Origin of the sequence: Bacillus sp. SG20033 (assembly GCF_044570195.1) — a bacterium.
Classification (GTDB): Bacteria; Bacillota; Bacilli; order Bacillales; family Bacillaceae; genus Bacillus; species Bacillus subtilis.
The window spans coordinates 1,881,165-1,902,619 of record NZ_CP172606.1 but is presented as its reverse complement, the minus strand read 5'-3'; the positions used below and the strand labels follow the sequence as shown (position 1 = coordinate 1,902,619).

Annotated in this window: 2 protein-coding genes (1 of these 2 only partly in view); both read right to left on the bottom strand. The window is 46.3% G+C overall.

What is annotated here, in order from left to right:
• Nucleotides 1–59 precede the first annotated feature (59 nt).
• A complete protein-coding gene (gene pksM / locus ACFVP7_RS09840) occupies nucleotides 60–12,842 on the bottom strand; it encodes a polyketide synthase PksM (RefSeq protein WP_338733859.1) in 12,783 nt (4,260 codons plus the stop codon).
• A gap of 15 nt (nucleotides 12,843–12,857) precedes the next feature.
• Nucleotides 12,858–21,455, bottom strand: the 3' portion of a protein-coding gene (pksL, locus tag ACFVP7_RS09835) for a polyketide synthase PksL (protein ID WP_396583171.1). 5,037 nt of this gene lie beyond the right edge of the window; the window shows 8,598 of its 13,635 coding nt (coding positions 5,038–13,635); its start codon lies off the right edge, out of view; it ends in the stop codon at nucleotides 12,858–12,860.

Here is a 21,455-nt window from a genome sequence, read left to right as displayed (position 1 = left end):
GATGTTCTTCCACCTCAGAAATGGTTAATTCTCCTGATCTGAAGGCATCGAGAATTTCTTTATGATTCATACGATTTACTCCCTTCTATGATGTTTTGCACACTCTTAAAATCCAATTTCCCTAGCGCCACCTCTTGCATTAATCCGATGATTTGCTCGTCTGTATACGTGTCCTTTATTTGATGTGCTGCTGCGCTATGATTTTGTTTTTCCGCTTTTAAGGCCAAATGGTCAGATAGAGCTTGGACTGTCTGACATTCAAGGATTTCCCGACCGGCCATCTTCAGCTGCGTGTTTTTTTCGATATGCCGCATCAATTTTCGGCCAAGAATTGAATCCATCCCATAATCCAAAAAGTTTCTTTTGAAATTGATTCGATCCTCAGATATGCCCAATTCTCGTGCTAAAAATTGAACAATGATCTTTTGAATATGGGTTTTGCCATTCGGCTCGTCAATCTCTGTTTTCATATCTTGTGAATGCTGTTTAACGGCCACTGATTGCTCGGTGCCTGACGAAACCCAATACCGCTCCCTTGCAAATGGATAACCAGGTAAAGAAACCATTCGAACGTGATCGCCATCATGAAGGAGTTCCCAAGGAATCTGATATCCTTTCACCCAGCATTCCGCGATGTTTTCCAAATTTCTTTCTTTTGCGAGAGCCTGCAGAACTGCTTCATCTTGTTCTTCTAATATCCCTTCTGTATATCCTGTATAAAGGGATCTCTGTTGGCCCGATATCCCACCATTCTTCATTGCTTCCACATATTCCTTCAATTTTCGCACCAATTGCTCCTGATTGTTTGCAACGATCGCTAGCCTTGCTTCCATGGCTTTTCTCCCAACCTGAAGCGTATATGCCACATCAGGTAAAGAAAAGTTATGATTCTGCTCCAGATACGCAATCATGCGGCAGGCAGCATCCTGAAGCCGATCGTCATTTTGGGCTGAAAGCACGATGACCTGCGGTGACCCTTGATGCCGCTGTGTGGACGGCTGATCATCCGGAATGTATTCTTCAATGACTGCATGTGCATTGGTGCCGCTGATTCCAGTCGTGCTGATCGTTCCCATCCTCGGCTTCTGATTTTTCCTGATCCACGAACGGTTTTCTTTGCAAAGCACAAATGGGCTTTCTTTAAACGGAATATACGGGTTTTCCGATTCACAGTGATGAGTGGCCGGAATGATCTGGTTTTTCATAGCCATCAGCATACTGATTAAAGCAACCGTTCCTGACGCTGCAAATGTGTGTCCGATTAAAGGTTTAATTGAGCTGATCATACAGAATTGCTTCTGCTTCGTATATTTGCTGAACACGCTCGTTAACGCTTGGACCTCAAGCGGATCACCAAGATTCGAGCCGGTACTGTGCGCCATCACATATTGAATATCGAGCGGATTGATTTCATTTTTTTCATAAATATTTTCGATCAATTCTGCCTGGCTAAAAGGATTTGGCGCAGTAATGCCGTTGGTTTTGCCATCGTAATTCACGCCGCTGGCCTTGATGCAGCCATAAATATGATCTTTATCTTCAATTGCCTTTGATAATGGTTTCAAGAGAACAGCAGCCACCGCTTCACCTGGCACAAGACCATTGGCATCCTGGTCAAACACTTTGCATTGTCCGTTCGGAGACAGCATTTCGGCCCTTGTCAGCGCCTCAAAAGACATGTGAGAAATATTCAAGCTGACGCCGCCCGCTAAAGCCATTTCACAATCCCCCTGACGCAGAGCTGAACATGCCTGGTGAATCGCTACAAGTCCAGATGAACATGCTGCTGTCAAAGCCATATTAGGCCCTTTTAAATCCAATGCGTATGCGATTCTCGCAGACAATGTGGCGTTTTGTGTTCCGTTAATGTAATCCGAATCTCCGGTTAGGTGCGCATATTCCCCTTCTTCCACACCTACATAAACACCGCAGGATTTTCCTTTTATCCGATCTCCCATATAGCCGGCGTCTTCAAACGTGTGCCATGCTTCCTCTAGAAAAATGCGCTGGCGCGGATCCATGCTTTCGGCTTCTTTAGGCGATATTTGAAAAAACAGCGGATCAAACCGGTCTATGTCCTTCAAAAATGCACCCCACCTTGGCACTGCTTTTTCTGGATCTCTGTTAGCTCTCCCCCAGTCCCGGCGTTCGCCCGGAATGTCAGAGATACACGATTTACCGTTTTTCAGATTATCCCACAGCTCATGGACCGAATCAGCTTGAGGGAACCTGCCGCTCATGCCGATAATGGCAATAGGCTCATCGTGAACCTGCCGAATGCTTTGTTTACTGGTTTCCGGTTCTAAAGCTACAGGAATTGCTGCATAAGCTTCAGGGGGCTTTTGCGCCTCTGATGCATCATCCCGGTAAAATGCTTCAATCAGCTCTTTATGATCGGTTAAGAAAAAGCCGATCAATTCTTGTAAAGTCGAATAGCCGAAAAATAAAGCCGGTGTCACTTCGATGTTGAAATGCTTTGATAACACATTCGAGAATTTAGCCAAATAGATCGAATCAAATCCGAAGTCGGCCCAATTTTTGTTCAAATTCAGCTTGTCCTTTGAAATCTTAAGCAATGTGTGAATATGCTCTTTCAAGTCGTGTTCTAAACGCTTTTCAATGCTTAGTGTTTTTACCTTATCCTTGTTTTCTTGTGCTAGAGGGGCTTGAGTGGCCGGTTCTGGAATAGCTGGTTCAGTCATTCCTAAAAATCTGCTGACACGGCTGGGCTGACCGGCTATCACGAGATGCTGAGCATCCTGCTGAGCTAGGATGTGCTCAAACATACGGATACCTTCCTCGGCTTCTAGGAAGCGTTGGCCGCTTGATTTCAGGTACATATCCGTTGTTTCCTCATCACCGATCTTCATTCCGCCATCCTTCCACACAGGCCAGTTGATGACAAACGTTTTACCGTTATGCAGCTCATTTCTGTATTGTGCGTAAGCCATCTGAAACCTATTGCCAATCGCATAATCACAACATCCAAAATCCCCCAAAACCGCAGAAGAAGAAGAAAAATAACACATAAAATCAAGGTCTTCATTTTTAAGCCATTCATCAAGCGCTATCGTGCCGTTGATTTTCGGTTCAATGATGCGCTGGAAGCTTTCGATCTTTTTGTCAAAAATAGCAGAGTCGCTCTCGATCCCGGCTGCATGAATGACACCGTTGATGGCACCGAATCGGTCTTTCCCTCTTTTTACGCAGTCTCCCATTGCGATAGGATCAGACACATCTGCTTCTGCATACATCGCTTCGCCGCCTAGATTCTTTAATTCTTTTATTTGCTTTTGCTTTTCATCATTAAAAGGCGACCGCCCTGTCAAAATCAGGTTTGCGGCATAGTTTTTGGCCAAATGCTTGGCAAATAAATAACCAAGCCCTCCTACACCGCCTGTAATCAGGTAAGTACCGCCAGACTTCAATTTGCTGTCGTCCGGTTGTATCGTTGTCTGTTCAATGTGATTTACATATCGTTTCGCATTCTGATACAAAACCGTTTGTTCAGCTGAAGCCTGTAATTCTGCCCATATTTTACGTGTCCAATCATCCATCGATCCTTGTTCCGCCGGCTGAAAGATTCCAGTCACTTTTGTATGCGGAAGGACAAGCCCGAGTGAACGTTCGAAGCCAATCCATGATTCCAGATAGCTTCGGTCAAGACCATCTTCAAAACACCCTGCCAGCAGCAGCCGTGAAGGATGAAGCTTTGCTGCGGACATACCTTGTAATAGGTAAACAATACAGGAATGGTCCTTTATACAGCGCTTGTCTTCCATAGGCCACATATAGAGGATTGCATCTGGCTCTCCAAGTTCTTCTTTAATGCTCTGGAAGGCCTTTTCAAAAGTAACGGGTTCTTGCCGCACAATCTGGTAGCTATATTCAGACTGTTTGCTGTACACTTCGCCCTGTGATATAAAAATGACCTTGGTGTCTTGATCAACGTTTTTCAGGGCTGAAGCAAATGCGTTTTGCTTTTCTCTTTCAGTCAGAAAACAGATGAGCGTTTTGATACGTTTCGATGTGAGAGTCGCCGGCTCTTCTTTCCACACTTCTTGAAACGTCATAACCTTGAAAGGTTCTTCTGTTTGCTGATCATGATCCTGTTCTATAGACACCGGGGCCTTTGCCGCGCCTGGTGCCCAGTAACGTTCTTTTGCAAATGGATATGCCGGAAGACTGATCCGGACAGGCGTTTGGGTGCCGTACAGCATGCCCCAGTCGAAAGACAAGCCTTTCACCCAAAGATCCAGCAGTTTCGTGTATTTCCCTTTGCTCATCCATGCATCTATGATTTTTTCCGTATCCTCATCCGCTGATAAGACTGCTAACGCTTTTTTGTTATTATCGATGCGATCCAGATACAGGCTGTCTGCTTTGTTTTCGATAAAATCGTTCAGCTTTCTCTCAAGATCCTCTAGTGATTCCGCTATAAAGGCCAGCCGTTCTTCCATTGCTTCACGGCCTGTTTGCAAGGTATAGGCGATCCTGATCAGGTCTGTTTCGCGGTACCTTTTTTGTTTGATGGCTGTAAGCAGCTGTTCCGCTTTTTCTTGCAAGCGTTCCATGTTTTTGGCCGACAGCACAATCATCGCTGGAGGATGGTCTTTCGGCGTTTGCGCCCCCGTTCTTGGAATATATTCTTCCAGGATGATATGGGCATTGGACCCTCCGGCGCCAAAACTGCTCAAGCCAGCGCGCCTAGGCACCTCTTGCCCGCCAATCACCGGGCGTTTCCATTCACCAAGTTGCTGCTGAACGACAAATGGCGTATGGCTGAACTCGATGTTCGGATTCAACCGCTGAGCATGCAATGATGGCGCAATTTGGCCATATTTAAACTGAAAAAGTATTTTTGTCAGCCCTGCAATTCCGGCTGCACTTTCACAATGACCGATATTTGATTTGCTGGAGCCGATCGCACAAAACTGTTTCTCCTGCGTATCTTTCTCGAATGCTTTTGTTAACCCCGCTATCTCAATCGGATCTCCTAATGCAGTGCCTGTTCCATGCGCCTCTAAATAACTGATGGTTCGGGCAGGAATGTCGGCGCGCTCCATTGCTTCTTTAATCACCTGTGCCTGTGCATGAGGATTTGGAACCGTGTATCCATTTGTTTTTCCTCCGCTATTAATGGCACTTGCCTTTATCACACCGTAAATATGGTCACCGTCCGCTATTGCTTGCTGCAGCGGCTTTAACACAATGGCGCCTACGCCTTCACCGTCGACAAATCCATCTGCATCATCGCCGAATGATTTACATGTATCACTAGCAGAGAGCATATTCATGACAGATAAATTCTGATAGTGAACCGGGTCGACAACTAAATTGACACCGCCGGCAATGGCACAATCACTCGATCCGCTATAAATGCTTTCCAGCGCTAAATGAATCGCTGTCAGGGAGGATGAGCAGGCTGTATCGACTGCAAGACTCGGGCCTTGAAAATTCAGTAAATAGGATATTCTGTTGGCGATAGACCAATAGCCGTATCCGGTCGGATAATTTTTGTTCATGACTCCGGCAAAGACGCCGATTTTTCTGCTTGAACAGAGCGAGTCAGGCGTGTATCCCGCGTCTTCAATACTTGCATAAGCGGTTTGCAGAAATAATCGCTCCTGAGGGTCCATTCTTTCTGCCTCAAGCGGAGAAATCTGAAAGAATAATGGGTCAAACTTGTCCATATCCTTGATAAATCCGCCCCATTTCGTATAAATTGATCCTTCTTTTCCTTTTTCTTTATCGTAATAAACTTTCCAATCCCAGCGTTCTTTCGGAATTTCCTCAATACAATTTCTTCCTTCTTTTAGGTTGTTCCAAAAGTCTTCTGCTGTTTCCGCCTGAGGATAGCGTCCAGAAATGCCGATAATGGCAACGTCACGGCTTGCAAGAGTGTTTGTCGGTGTTTCTTTCTCCCCGCTGAAGCCAAGCTTGCGATAGCGCCGTGTTCTTTTAGCGGCCTGATCAGGTTTCTGTGAAGATTGGGTTCTGCTTTCGGCCGGTGTCTGTTGTTGAACTTGACGGTCAAGACCTGTTAATTTCATCAGCGCTTCTGTTTTTGTTTTGATGAAATGCTCCACTAATGCGTCAATGGTCTGGTACTCGAAAAATAAAGTGCTGCTTACATGGTCAAATTCTTTACGCAATGTATTCGTCAGCTGGACAACAACGATAGAATCAATACCGTACTTTTCAAGCGGTTCAGATGACTCAATCTTTCCTGCAGGAATTTTCAACGTTTCCCCGATTAGTTTTTTCATATATTCTGTGCTTTTTTCTCTTAGGAGAGCATGTTTCGATTGTCCAGCTTCCTCTGAATCTATGGTATGAATGTAGGCTGGCTCCTGATTAGACGCTTGTGAAACAACCTTCTCCGGCAAGATCACATTTTTCATCATACGTCGAACCAGCCCGTTGCTTGAGGCTGCGACGATTTGGTGACTCAGATCATGTGCCGCCTCGGCCGGGAAAAAGACAGATTCAAAGCCTTCGCTTTCAAGTGCCGCTTTCCAGCTGTCAGGATGTAAGCCTGGACAGCCGGGAATCCGCACTGCAGGATCTTCATACAGCCACCAGCCTTCCAAAAGACCAAAGGTGATGTGAGGGAACAGGCTGTTTCCCGCCATTTCATTCAGCAGCAGCATTCCGTTGTTTTTCATTACCGCTTTTGTATGCCGCAGTGTTTGACGGATATTTTTTGTTGCGTGAAGGACATTAGCGGCAATGACGACATCATAGCCTCCCGCTTCAAATTCCTGCTGATCAATCGGTTTTTCCACATCAAAAAGCTGATATGTCAGGTACGGATTTTCCGCCCCATATTCCTTTTCTGCATGCAGCAAAAATGCTTTAGACAGATCTGTATAGCAATATTCATTGATGTGCTTTTGATATGGTTTCAGTTTTTCAAAGATTCCGGCACTCGTGCCGCCTGTGCCTGCGCCTATTTCCATAATGCGAATCGATGCCTCAGGGTCGTGCTTCAGACGTTCATCCAGATAAGCTAATAATGTATCGGCAAGCACTTTATTAAAATAGTCTGCCACTTGGTTATGCTTATAAATGCCTTCCACCAGTTCCATCGAGGAATGCGGGAACATGATATCTGTTGCAGGGACTTTCCCTGTCAAAATATCCGGTAATGCTTGCAGCATGGCCTCTGCTAATACAACCATCGCCTTTGTCTCGCTGTCTTTAAGCCACTTTTCTTTTTTCGCGTTCCATTCTAGCCAAAGCAGCTCGATATCCTCTGCTTGGTCCTTCCTCACCAATGAATCTCCAACTTTCTTAAGATAGCCATGCTGCAAGAGAAATTCGCTGCTTTGCCGAATCCATTTTCCATAAAATTCACGAGTCTTATATTGTTGAAGACGTTCAACCGATAATGTATAACCATCAAACAGCCCGGCTGTTTGCAGCTGTCCTAACAACAGCCTGTAAAGAAGATCATCAAGCTCTTCATGTGTCACTCTTTGAAATCGTCCCGTAGTCGGCAGACGCTCCATCAGGCTCTCTGCATCTGCTGAAGGTTGCTCTGGATAAAGAGTGATGAATTCATTCTGATTCACGCCTTCGACTGCTACAGGCTTTGTCGTATGAATGAAAGCTGTTTGGCTGACTGGCCCAGAAAGCAGCGCTTCCAGCGCCTTCATAGCCTCCGCAGGCTCAATTAAACCTAAGCCGATTTGATTCATGAGCTGTACATAATGTTCATCCTCAGCCGCTTCACTATTCCCCCAATATCCCCAGTTCATGACTTTTACAGGGCATGCCCAGCTCTGAGAAAGCCGGTGAGCAAAAGCATCTGCAAATGTACAGCCAGAGGCATAATGGCTTTGCTTCACATTTTTGATATGGGCTACAAGCGAAGAGAAGAATAAAACAAAATCTACATTCTCCTGGCGGAACACTTGGGCCATCTGAATACTGACATCGATCTTCGCCGCCAGTCCAGCGGTGAATTCTTCCGGCTTCATTTTTTCCAGGCTTTGCTCAAATAAAACCATCGCAGAGTGAACAATCCCGTGAATATGAGGATGACGTTTTTTCACTTGTTCATAAGCCTGCTGCAATGAATGCTTATCGGCTGCATCGGCTGCAATGTAGAAAGGCTCAGGGCCAAGCGCCGAAAGTCGGTCTATTTTTGACTGGATGGCAGCATTAAGTTGACTTCGCCCAATCCAAACGATTTGCGCCTGGTAGCGGCGGATCATGTACTCACTCCACGCCTCTCCGATATACCCGGCTCCTCCGATGACCACATAGACTCCGCCTTTCCTATACAGCGTGTCGCCTGACAGTGAGTGCCGATATGGGATCAATTGCTGCTGATGCCATTGCTGATTACGATAGGCCCAAGCATGGCCAAGGCGGTCAGCTGGGAGCGCAAACATGTGATTTACCGGCCATGTGCAGCCTTTTTCAAGATCGAGAAGACGGATTTTCCAGTGTGGATATTCCTTTGCCATTGTGCCGGCAAGCCCATGAATGCTTGCATGAGCGGGTTGTACTGCTTCATGTTGCGTAACCGGCTGCGCTTGGACGGTCACAAGAGACCATTCAAGTTGTTTCTCGCCATAGCCTAATTGCAGGCAAGCTTTCACGAACTTAAATAAGTGAAGAACAGCTTCTCCTTGTTTATCACTATTCTCCAGGTCTGACGGGGCAATCCACAAGAAATGGTCAATGCTTCCGTACGCTTGCAGTTTGTCCGCTATTGCCTCAATGTCATCTGCAGGGCGGATATCGACAAAGGAAATTTGCGGATAATGATGCTTTATGAAAGTCCGATCAGCTTCAGCAGCTCCGCATAAAACAGCTCTTTTACCAGCAAACGAAGCATTATCCTCCGCTTCTAGAGAGACTGGTTCCCAGACAGGGATCATCATCGTATGCCCGGTCAGCTGAGAATCAGTTAATAGTTTCGGCATTGAATGCTGCTCTCCATCAAGTGCCCGCATCGAGGCACCCTTCATTCGCACACAAACGTGTCCGTTCTCATCACATAAATCAATATCATACTTTCTGACTTTGTCCTCCGCTTTACTGTCTGAACTGTATCGAATATAAGACCATATCTTCTCTGGACATGGGCTGAAAATATCAACCTCCTGCAACGCAAATGGAAGAGACAGCGTCTGAGCTTGTCCAGCGGCATTGACTGAGCTAACGATAAAACCGACTGTGGCATGGAACGCGGAATCCATCAAACTCGGGTGGAGCGCAAAATGCTGCTTGTCGTTTTTTAGAAAAGCGGGTAACGAGATTTTTGCAAGCAATTGATCTTTGCCGACATAGACTTTTTCAATCCCTTGATAGCCCTCTCCATAGTCAAGCCCAATCTTTCGAAACGCTGCATAGCATTGTTCTGACGTCACTGTGTCCAAACTGCATTCTGTCTGTATTGATGAAAGGTTTAAAATGGAAGTGTCCGCTTCATCTGAAATGACAGCGCGGCCTTGGCAGTGTATCGTCAGGGCTTCTTCTTTATGTTCAGAGCTGCTATAAATGTCAAAGGAGATTTCCCCGTTATCCTCAGGAAAAAGGCCAATATGTATTTCTTTTGGTTCACTTTCAATCGTGATAGGACGCACCCACACAATGTCTTTAAGCGACACCACTCTTTGTTCGCCGTCCAGATCGCCTGCAGCTTTTTCCGCTGCTTCCCTTGCCATTTCTAAATAGGCAACGCCCGGCAAAATCTTCTGTCCCTGTACAACATGATCAGAAAGAAAAAATTCCGTGCCTGTAAATACAGAGCTAAAGCGCTGCTCAGTAAAGTCTGATGTATTGCGGTGCACCAGCGGATGTAAGATATGATTCACAGTGCTGGTTTTCATTTCAGGAACCGGGATCCAGTAGCGCTCCCTTGCAAACGGATAGGTCGGAACACTGATTTTAAGCGGCTTGCGATCGCCGTATAGGTCGTCCCAGGTGACCCGCTGTCCTTGAACCCATGCTTTCGCCATTTCCATCATTTCACTGTCTGTTGTCAAATTGTTATTCAGCGCATTTACCGATGCTAGCCCAGCCGCCTCCTGATTCTCCTTGGCTTGTCCGGTCCAGCAGCCCTCGATCTCTTCTTCTCCATTGGCAAACGCCCGAAGTTTAGCCGTTAAATCTTTTATGTCTTTTACGATGAAGGCCGCACGCTCCTCCATTTCAACCCGCCCTGCCTGCATGGTATAAGCTAACGCTAAAAGATTGACGTCCTCGCTAAGAAAATCAAGAAGTTTAAGAGCGTAAGCCTGCAGACGATCTTTGTTTCTCGCAGACAAAGGTATCACTATTTCTTCATTTTTCGTTAAAATCGTCTCTGAATGGCTCTCTGCCGGAATATATTCTTCCAAAATAAGATGCGCATTTGATCCTGAAGCGCCAAACGAACTTAAACCGGCACGGCGGGGATATGTGACGTCCACCCCGTTTTCTGTAAAAGATGGCTGCTCCCATTCCTTTGTTTCATGCTGGACAAAAAATGGGGTTTGATCAAGCTTCAAATAAGGATTCAGCTCTTCTGAATGTAATGACGGCACCAAGGTTTTATGATGCAGCTGCAGGACAGTCTTCGTTAAGCCGCTAATGCCGGCTGCAGCTTCAGCATGGCCAATATTCGATTTAACAGAACCAATTGAACAGAATTGCTTGTCCTGCGTATTGCGGCTGAAAGCTTTTACTAACCCCTGTATTTCAATCGGATCTCCCAATGAGGTGCCAGTGCCATGGGCTTCAACATAGCTGATGGTGCGCGGATCAATTCCTGTTTTTTCTAGACACGCTTCGATAACATCAGCTTGAGCTACCGGGCTCGGTACTGTAATTCCGCTTACTTTTCCTACATGATTTATCGCACTGCCTTTGATGACAGCATAGATTCGGTCACCGTCCTGTTCAGCTTTTCGCAGCGGTTTTAGCAATACTGTCCCGACACCTTCCCCAGATACGTAGCCATCTCCGCCTTTGCCGAAAGTATGGCAATAGCCGTCACTTGAGTGCATTCCTACACTGCCATAGCTGATATATTTAGCCGGATGCAATGACAAATTGACGCCTCCGGCAAGCGCGGCCTCGCATTCTCCATTCCGGATGCTCTCTATTGCCAGATGAACCGCAGTTAATGAGGAAGAGCAGACCGTGTCCACCGCCATGCTTGGGCCGTGGAAATTACAATAGTAAGAGACCCTGTTGGCGATTTGCGCATAATTCAGCGATAAAGGAAATGGATTGTGTTCTGATAGAGCTTCAGCCCCTATAAGGGAATAGTCCTTATGCATTACGCCGGCAAACACACCGACATGCTGTCTTTTATTTTCTCCCTGCGGTGAAGCAATTGTCTCTGGTGTATAACCCGCATCTTCAATAGCTTCCCAGCACGTCTCTAAAAATAACCGTTCCTGAGGGTCCATCATTTCCGCTTCACGCGGAGAGATTCTGAAAAATTGAGGATCAAAGCAATCAGCATCCTCGATAAACCCGCCCCATTTTGACAATGGCTTGCCCGAAGGTGAATCCAGTCCATTGTTTTCTTTCCATTCCCAGCGTGAGTTTGGAATCTCTGTGATGCAGTCGGTACCCGCTTTAAGCTGTTCCCAAAATTCCTGTATATTTTTCGCCTTAGGATAGCGTCCCGCCATTCCGATAATGGCTATGTCCTCCCCGATCTCTGGTGAAGAGGTAACACCATCAATTGGTGAAGGAGATTGGCGGACAGCATCGTCCGCCTCTCCAATTGAATAGTGATCAGCAAGATGAGCAGCTAGTTCTGCAATTGTTGTAAATTCAAACAGCAGTGTCGGAGCAAGATCCGCTCCAACCTTATCTCCAATTTCCTGAACCACGGTAAGCAATGACGGAGAATCCATACCAAGCTCATAGTACCCAGCGTGGATATCCATTTGTTCTGCCGGCCTTTCAAGCTGCTTAGCAAGCAGCTGACGCAAATACATTTCAAATGCGGGATAGTCCCGACTGATGTTCTGAGAGACAGCAGCTCTTTCTTCTTGAATTTCTTTTGCAGAATGAAAGGCTGACATATTCCGTACAGACTTGCCTGCAAATTGTTTCAGCTCGGCCACTTTTTGTCCTGCTGAATTAAAATATTCAATCGTCATATAAGTGAGTTCTTTCTTTTGGCGCACAGATGAGGAGAGGATCCGTGCTGTACATCCTTTTTGCAATCGTTCTGAAGCAGAAAACGATTCATAATACAATGGCAGGTACATCGTTTGATCTGAGATCAGGCAGCTTGAACCTATGCCGCTGCCGTCAATAAGCGTCGGATGAAACAGAAAAGCATCAGAATGACGCAATGCTTCCTGTCCGACTGCTAAATCAATTACAGCCCCCTCTTTGGCTTCATAAATCTGTCCTTCCGCCTTCATCATGCCGGTATGCACTAACTCTTGAGATCGGCATTGTTCATAGATCTCATCTAAATTCAGAATCCTGTCAGCTGTACTTTTCCACTGATTAAGGTCTATTGATTCGGCAAAAGCGGTTTGCTCTTTACGATGCATGTCAGCAGTCACATATTGTCTCTTGTCAGATAGTGATTCTCCATGCTGTTTTTGTCCGTCGATGATGATGGACCATGTCCCTTCCTTTCTTTCAGACACGTGAATGGTCAGGGCAATGTCATATGACTCATCTGCGATCAAAGGGTAAAAAATGGTTAGGTTTTTTAATTCAAGCTCTTGGTATGCATAACCATGTTCCTGGAATACTTGGTAGATCAAATCTATATAAGCAAGGCCGGGTAATAACGCTTGTCCATATACCTTGTGGTTGGACATGATTGGATTATTTAATGAAATGTGCAGTTGTTCAGTTATCATTTTCCCACTCCTCTCTTATTTGAAAGTTTTCCAAAACATATCTTTAGAAGCCCCTGTGTCTGAATGCACTTTTTCCTGCACATTTTGAGCTGATGGTTTGATTAAAACAGGCTGCCTATTTAATTCCGGCAAAGGCAGAGGTTTTCTTCTAATTGGACGAGCAACCGATTCATTCCAGGCTTCTATAATGAGATGGGCGTTCGTTCCGCCATCTGCAAAACAATTAATTGCCGCAGCCGGCGTTGTCTCCTTCCACTCGGCTTGCGATCTGCTGAAATACAAATCTGTTTTTTCTATATCAAAATACGGCATATTTTCATTACCTGACAGGAACGGAACCAATTGTCTATGCTTCAGCATTAAAGCTACTTTAATCAGGCTCGCAATCCCCTCTGCACATAATGGATGGCCGATGTTAGGTTTCACCGATCCCAGCCCTAACGGAGCCTTTGATTCAGAACGGTAAATGGACTGGATTGCCTTTAATTCAAGTAAATCTGTTACTGCCGACCCCGATCCGTTCGCTTCGAGATAGCTGATCTCTTCAGTCTTTTTGCCGCTTTTTTCAAGCGCTGACAGCATGACGTCCTTTTGTGCCTCGAGATTCGGAGATGATGGGCCTGCCGTTCTTCCGTCATTATTAATCGCAGCGGCTTTAATGACTGCATATATGGAATCTCCGTCTTCAACCGCTTGGCTGACGGTTTTGACGAGAACCATGCCCACGCCTTCTCCTAAAATGACACCGTCTGCCCGCTTATCAAAAATATGGAATGACGGTTTGTCACATAAAAGTCCGCGCTCATGAAACATTCGATGCGCATCAGCATCAAGCAAACTGACGCCGCCTACAACCGCTGCCTCAATATCTCCGCTTCGCAGAGCCTGAATGGCCATATTCAGCCCCACCAGTGCAGAGGAACAAGCGGTATCCAGGACAATACTCGGTCCCTTCAAGTCAAAAAATTGTGAGATGTTAGCCGCTAAATAGTTTTGTCCACCAGCGACTATCGGATTTTTTGCTTTTGAAAGACTGGCCGGATCAGGCTTGTGCTGGCTGCGGCCTCCTATATAAACACCAGCCCTCATGCCTTTCACTTCTTTCTCTGTATAACCCGCGTGATACCATAGCTTCAAGCTTTCCTCCAATACAGCCAAAGCTTGAGGGTCCATCGCTCTGACATCGCTTTCGGACATCATGAAGAAATCATGATCAAATCGGTTCATTTCATCAATGAGGCCCGCGTAATTCGAGCTGGAGTTCCCGAATCGTTCAGGCGGAACAGGCGCAATCGCAGACCGTCCATCACGTATTAAATCCCAGTATTCCTCTAGGGTTTCTGCTCCCGGGAACCTGCAACTAAGACCGATGATAGCGATGTCCTCAGCAAGAAGTGCCGTTTTTTCATGGCTTATCTGTTGCGGCCGCTGTTCTGGCACCAGCTTCTGTTTCATTGCTGATTGCGGCTTGAGAGGTGTCTGTTTCTCAGGAACAGATGGCTGTAAAACAGCTGATATGTCATATTTCGAAATGAGCCAGTGTGCAAAGGATTCTATTGTCGGGTATTCAAACAAGATTGACGGATCAATATCTCCATTTAATTGTTGATTCATCTGCTGTACCAGCTGGGCCAATATAATCGAGTCGATTCCGTATTCTTGGAAAGGTTCATCCGTTTCAAAGTCTTCTGCAGCTATTTTCAGTTCATCTGAAAAAAGAGTTACGAGCCAGTCGACTGTTTCAGGGAACAGGTTGCGAGTGCTGGTTTGCTCTTTCGTCTCAGGATGCGAGAGAGCTTCGACAGGCAATGACGGCTGCATCAGCTTATCCGGCTTCCAAACGTTTGTATCTGGTACTGCCGGCAGCACGACAGCATACTGTCTGTCTGATAGAATCTGGTCAAGCAGCTGTAATCCCTCGTCGTTTGTCAAACTGATCAATCCAGTTTGTTCTAAAGCTTTGCTTCGAACCTCGCCTAAACCGGTCTCCTTCCAGTTAGGCCACTGAATGCTTACAATGGGACATTTATCTTGATGAGCCTCCGCAAAATAATCCATAAAAGCATTTGCCATCGCGTAATCAGCTTGTCCTGCTGCTAGTGCAGGGATGGCCGCTGATACTGATGAAAACAAGGTGAAAAACGCCAATGGTTCATCTTGAAGCAGGTCAAACAACGTTTGCAGACCTTCGACTTTCGGTTCAAGCACCTGTCCGATCTCTTCTAGTGATTTTCTGATAAAAGCCGGGTTTTGTTTGTTCACCATCCCGGCACAATGGATGACTCCGCCAATCGCCCCCATTGTTTCGTGTATTGTCTTCAGGCTCTGTTCGACAGCAACCCTGTCTGTGAGATCCAGAGACAGCACCTGAACTTGCGCACCCATGTCTTCTAGCTCTTGAACGGCTTTTATTTTCTCGGAAAGCGAGGAAATTTTTACCGAATTCCACTGGTCACGCGGCGGAAGCTCTTCACGGCCGATAAGGACCAGCCGCTTAACGCCGTATGTTTTCACAAAATGCCGCGCACACAGCAAGCCGAGACCTCTTGTCCCGCCTGTAATAAGCAGGACTTTGTCTGTTGAAAACGATACTTGCTTATGACTTAGAGCGGCTTCTGCTGGCTGCTCTGTCAAATATGCGCGATATCGCTGTCCGTTTCGATAACAGACTTCTGATTCTGTGCTCTTGGCATAATATTCAACTGCAATCAGTCTGGCCAGCTCCTCATGAGAGGCTTCGCATTCCATATCTGCATGTCTTGAAGTAAGATGGCTGTACTCACTTTGAAGCATGCGGTATAAACCGGCCCGTGAAGCACCAGACAAAAGAACACCCTCATTTGCGTAGGCCTCCAGCCCCTTTGTTACACCCAAGACCGTCAAATGATGCTTGCTTGCACGTCCTTGCTCGATCAGCTTTTGGAGCCAGTTTATCCAGCCCATAGAATGCTCATGGCCCGTTCCGCACCCGATCAGATCGATTGCTCCAGCAACGTGTTCATAGTCAGCAGCAGATACCCGATCCAGCTCTTGGCTGTCAAATATACGGTATGTCGAGAAATACGTCGAAAGCTCTTCCGCTAATGCCATTGTCTCCTCATTTGCCAAAATGGCGACGGTTTGATTCGTCATTTCTGCCGGTTCAATCGGACAAGGCTGCCACTGTTTACGCAGAAAGCAGCGTTTTGGCACCAGTTCGGAATGAGGGAGTGCTGTAGCAATGGTTTCGGGTTCACCTTCTTGAGTTGGCAGCCAGTAATACTCTTCCGCGAACGGATAAGCAGGCAGGCTGATTCGGCGAGGCGTGTATTCCCCATAAAGCTTGTTCCAATCTATCTGCAGCCCTTTCACCCATAGTTCCGCTACTTTCTCCAGCCTTTTTTTCTCTATCCATGTTTGCAGCAATGCTTTGGCATCATGATCCGTTTCAAACAGCTTGATTTCGCTCTTCTTCGTTTTCACGTGAGCAGCAAATATGCTGCCGTTCGGCATTTCAGCCAAATAATCATCTAAAGCTTTGATCAGCATTTCTCTCGAATCCGCCAAAAACGCCATGCGATAATCCATTGCTTCCCGGCCCGTCTGAAGTGTGTATGCCATATCCTCCAGATCGATATCTTCATTGGAAGTTACGAAATCTTTCATTGCTTCCGCATAGGCCTTCAATTGCTTCTCTTTTTTCGCTGAGAGTACAAATAATGCTGAGCGGTGCTGCTTTGTTAATCGATCGTTCCTCTTTTCAGGCTGATATTCCTCTATCACAATATGGGCATTCGTTCCGCTATATCCGAAAGAGCTCACACATGCTCTCCGCGGTTTTCCATCAGCCGTTTCCCAAGGCTTAAGCTCCGTATTTACGTATAAAGGAGAATGCTCAAATTCAAAATGCTCATTCGGCGTCGTGAAGTTCAATGTCGGCACAAGTGTTCTATGATTCATGCACAATAACACTTTTTGAACCCCGGCTACTCCTGCCGCCGCGGATGTATGGCCAATATTGCTTTTGACGGAACCGATTGCGCAAAACTGCTTTTTGTCTGTTTTTTCTTGAAATACGGTGGACAGAGCTTCTAATTCAATTGGATCGCCTTGTTTTGTTCCTGTGCCATGCATCTCGACATAACTGATACTCTCAGGATGTATGCCGTATGTTTCATATATGTCTCTTTCCAGGTCCATTTGGCTTTTCGCACTCGGTGCTGTGATTCCGTTTGTTTTCCCGTCCTGATTAATACCCGAGCCAATGATGATGCCATAAATATGGTCACGGTCCGCTTCCGCATCTTTCAGCCTTTTCAGAACCAGCGCACCCGCACCCTCGCCGGGCACAAAACCATTCGCGCCATTGTCAAATGCTTTACATTGTCCATCAGGTGAAAGCATGCCGGCCTCACACATACTGATGTAAGATTCCGGCGTCAGGTATAAGCTGACCCCGCCGACCAGCGCCATATCAATTTCTTTGTTTATAAGTGCCTGCCGCGCTAAATGTGTGCCGACCAATGAAGATGAACAAGCGGTGTCAATAGGAATCGCAGGCCCTTTTAAATTAAGAAAATATGGAATACGCGCCGCAGCGATCGCAAAGCTGTTCCCGGTGGCATTTGCTCTTGCCTGCCGGTTCAGCATGACCCCGTATTCATTGCTCATAATGCCGAGATATACACCGCATTTTTTCTCATTTAAAGTTCGGGCGTTGTACCCAGCGTCCTCAAAGGCTTTATAGCCTTCCTGCAAAAAGATTCGATGCTGCGGGTCCATCAGTTCAGCTTCTGACGGTGGAATATTAAAAAACAACGGATCAAAATGTTCAATATCATCAAGCATCCCCATTGATTTGCAATAGACTTTCCCTTTTTTGTTGAGGACAGGATCATAGTATTTGTCAACATCCCACCGTGATGTTGGAATGTCCCGAATGGCATTTCTCGCATGAACCAGGTTATCCCAGTACTCTCTTACATTACGAGCGCCCGGGTATCTTCCCGACATCCCGACAATCGCTATCGCATCCTCCGGGCGGTCTTGAAGAACAGGAACCGTTTTCTTCTCATGTTCTTTCTTTATTGGATGTTGAACAGGCTGTAGCGGCCGTTCTGCCGGCTTTGGATTAGATGGTGCTGCTGGCTTTTGCTGGGCTGCTTCGAAAGAGTCAGTATGCTCTATCTTTCTATCAAGATGAGTTCCAAGCTCGGACTTTAGCATTTCGGCAAAATCACGTATCGTTGGATAATCATATACTCTGGTTACCGTAAATGACGTTCCGTATTGCTTGTTCACCGCTTTTATCCATTCGAGTCCGGTAATCGAGTCCATTCCGATATCTATAAACGCTTCGTCAATATCCACCTCGTATGGCTCCATGTATAACACGTCTGCTATGCTTTCGCTCAAGTTTTCATGCAGCGTTTCAATTGCTACAGTATATTGTCTTGATGCAGATATTTCTGCCGCTGCATATTGAATCGTTTCTTCAGCCTCCTCTTGCACTGGCTGATGATGTTCTAACGGCTGCAGAGATATATTAGCCGGTTTAGCAGCAGGTACCGCTGTTTTTTGTCTTATCGGCGTGTACGTCTCCGTTTGTTTTTTCTCCCCAGCCTGTGTGCTTAACTCGTGTGCTAAGTAAACAGCGAAATCACGTGTTGTCGGATAATCATATACCTTTGTGACATTTAGTGATGTGCCATACTGTTTATTTATTGCTTTTATCCATTCGAGCCCGGTAATCGAGTCCATACCGATATCTATGAATGCTTCGTCTGGATCAATCTCGTTTTGGTCCATGTACAGCACTTCCGCTAAGCCCGCTGTCAGTTCATCGCACAAGGCTTCCGCCGTGATCGTCTCTGTTTCTGTATCTGATGGAACCAGAGATGCTGTCCGCTCCAAACGATCCTGATTGGTCATTAAAGGCTGTAACGTAATATTGGCAGGCTTGCCACTGGCTTCTCTGTCTACAGACGGCTTTGGAATGACGGGCTGTACTGGAGCGAATGGCTCCTCCGTTCTTTTTTCCTCAGCCTTTGCATTTACGTCTATCCAATAGTGATCTCTTGAGAAAGGATAGGCAGGTAAACTGATGCGCCGCGGTTTTTGATCCTGATATAGCGTGCTCCAGTCGATTCGCAAACCTCTTACCCACAGGTCTAAAACCTTCGCATATTTTCCTTTCTGCAGCCATGCCTCAATTGTTTTTGACATATCCTCATCAGCAGCAAAAGCAGCAATGGCTTCTTTGTTGCTCTTTACTTGTCCGCGATAGACATATTCACGATTTTCTGTTCCGGAGATACATTCATACAGCTTTTCTTCAAGCTCCTGCATCGTTTCCGCAACGAACGCCAGCCGTTCGTTCATCGCTTCCCGGCCGACTTGCAGCGTATAGGCAATTCGGTGTAAATCTGCTTCAACATATGTTTGTTCACGAATGGCATGCAGCAATCGCTCCGCGCGTTTCTGAAGTCTTTCCTCATTTTTTGCTGAGAGCACAATGACAGCCGGCTGTTTCCTCGCTGGTAAACGTTCCTCCACAGGTTCCGGAGCATACTCTTCTATTAAAATATGGGCGTTCACACCCCCGGCACCAAATGAAGAGACTCCTGCGATTCTCGGTAATTCGATGTCTTTGCCATTGACACTGATGATCGGCCTCTTCCACTCTTCTAGCTCTTGCTGTACTTTAAACGGCGAGTTAAGGAAATCAATATTCGGGTTCAGCACGTTTGAATGCAGGGAAGGCGCAAGCTGCCTGTATTTCATTTGGAGCAATACCTTCGTTACTCCTGCAATACCTGCCGCACTCTCACAGTGCCCGATATTTGATTTGGCTGACCCTATTGCACAAAATTGTTTGTCATCGGTTTCTTGCGTAAACACTTTGGACAGCCCTGTGATTTCAATAGGATCACCGAGAGAGGTTCCCGTGCCGTGGGCTTCGATGTAACTGACTGTCCGCGGATCAACCTTCGCTTCCACAAACGCCTTTTTGATGACATCTGCTTGGGCATTCGGATTGGGCACTGAGTACCCGTTTGTTTTTCCCCCGTGGTTGATGGCTGTCCCCTTAATGATTCCATAAATGTGATCACCATCTTCAACTGCTTTAGACAATGGCTTCAAAAGCACTGCTCCAACGCCTTCCCCCGGCACATAGCCGTCTCCGCCCTGTCCGAAGCTTTCACATCGGCCTTTGCTGGACATAAATTTGTTCTGCCCGAGCATCAAATATTTATTTGGATGGATTGACACATTCACGCCGCCCGCGAATGCCGCCTCACACTCTCCGCGCTGCAGGCTTTGGCAGGCCAAGTGGATAGCCGTTAAAGAAGAAGAACACATGGTGTCTAAAGCAATACTCGGTCCGTGAAAATCAAAATAATAAGATACCCGGTTCGCGATGGATGATGGATTTCCCGTTAAAGCCAGAGACCTTCCCCGCACCTGCTCTTGTGCCCCGTACAGCTGATATTCTTCGTACATGACACCGACGTAAACACCGACGCTTCCGCCAAGCTCAGCATCACGCTTACGGCCGAGGTGCTCTCTTGTATAGCCTGCGTCTTCCATCGTTTCATACACGCACTGCAAAAATAAACGCTCTTGCGGGTCCATTAATTTTGCCTCACGCGGCGATATATGGAAAAACTGAGGATCAAACTTGTCTACATCCTTCAAGAAGCCTCCCCACTTGCTGTAGGTTTTTCCAGGCTTGTCTTTATCTTCATCATAATAAAGACTGTGATCCCAGCGGTCTGCAGGAATTTCAGTAATACAGTCTCGACCGTCTCTCAGGTTTTCCCACAATTCATCAATGTTGTCTGCCTGTGGATAGCGACCTGAGATACCGATGATCGCGATTTCTTCCGTTTCCTTCTCTCTTACCTGCTTCTGCTCTTTATCTTGCAAAGGAAGAAATCCAGACTTTCTTGGGATAACTGGGATTTCTTGTTTTTCAGGTTCTGATTTTCTTTCAACAGAAGGTTTTCCCGTTTCAAATCCCAAGATGTCCAGCAGTTTTTCTCTGCGGGAACCAATAAAATACCGTGTTAATGAGCGAATATCCTGATATTCAAAGAACAGCGTCTTGGACAAAGATCCGAATACTTTTTCTAATTGACCCGTTACATGCATGATCATGATAGAATCGATCCCGTAATCCTCGAGAGGAGCTTCAGCATCAATCTGGCCGGCTGGCAGCTTAATCACCGAAGAAAGCACCTGTTTAAAATAGTTCTCCGCTTTTTCTCTTAGTATCTCTTCATCAATTTCCCCGATGATGTCTGCTTTTTCTGCCTCCTGATTGAGACTGCTTTTTTTGATATTGTGAGATTGGCCTTTGCCATGTCCCGTTTCATGTAAAAATGCACGAATCCGATCAGTAACACCGGAAGCAACTAACACTTGCGGGTTCCCTGACGTCCAGCCATGATATAGCGCCTGAATCCCACGATCTGTTTCCATGGCCACCATGCCTGTTTCTCTTTTCAGCATCCTTGCAGTTTCCGCATCAATTTGCATGCCCCCGTCTTTCCACAGCGGCCAGCACACTGAAAGAGTTTTTCCGTAACGCTTGTGCAGCTCTGCTTGGCCATTGCGATATTCGCTGAATGC

Excerpts from the sequence above, each read along its gene's own strand:
- pksM (WP_338733859.1), bottom strand. The coding sequence starts at position 12,842 with ATGATAACTGAACAACTGCACATTTCATTAAATAATCCAATCATGTCC.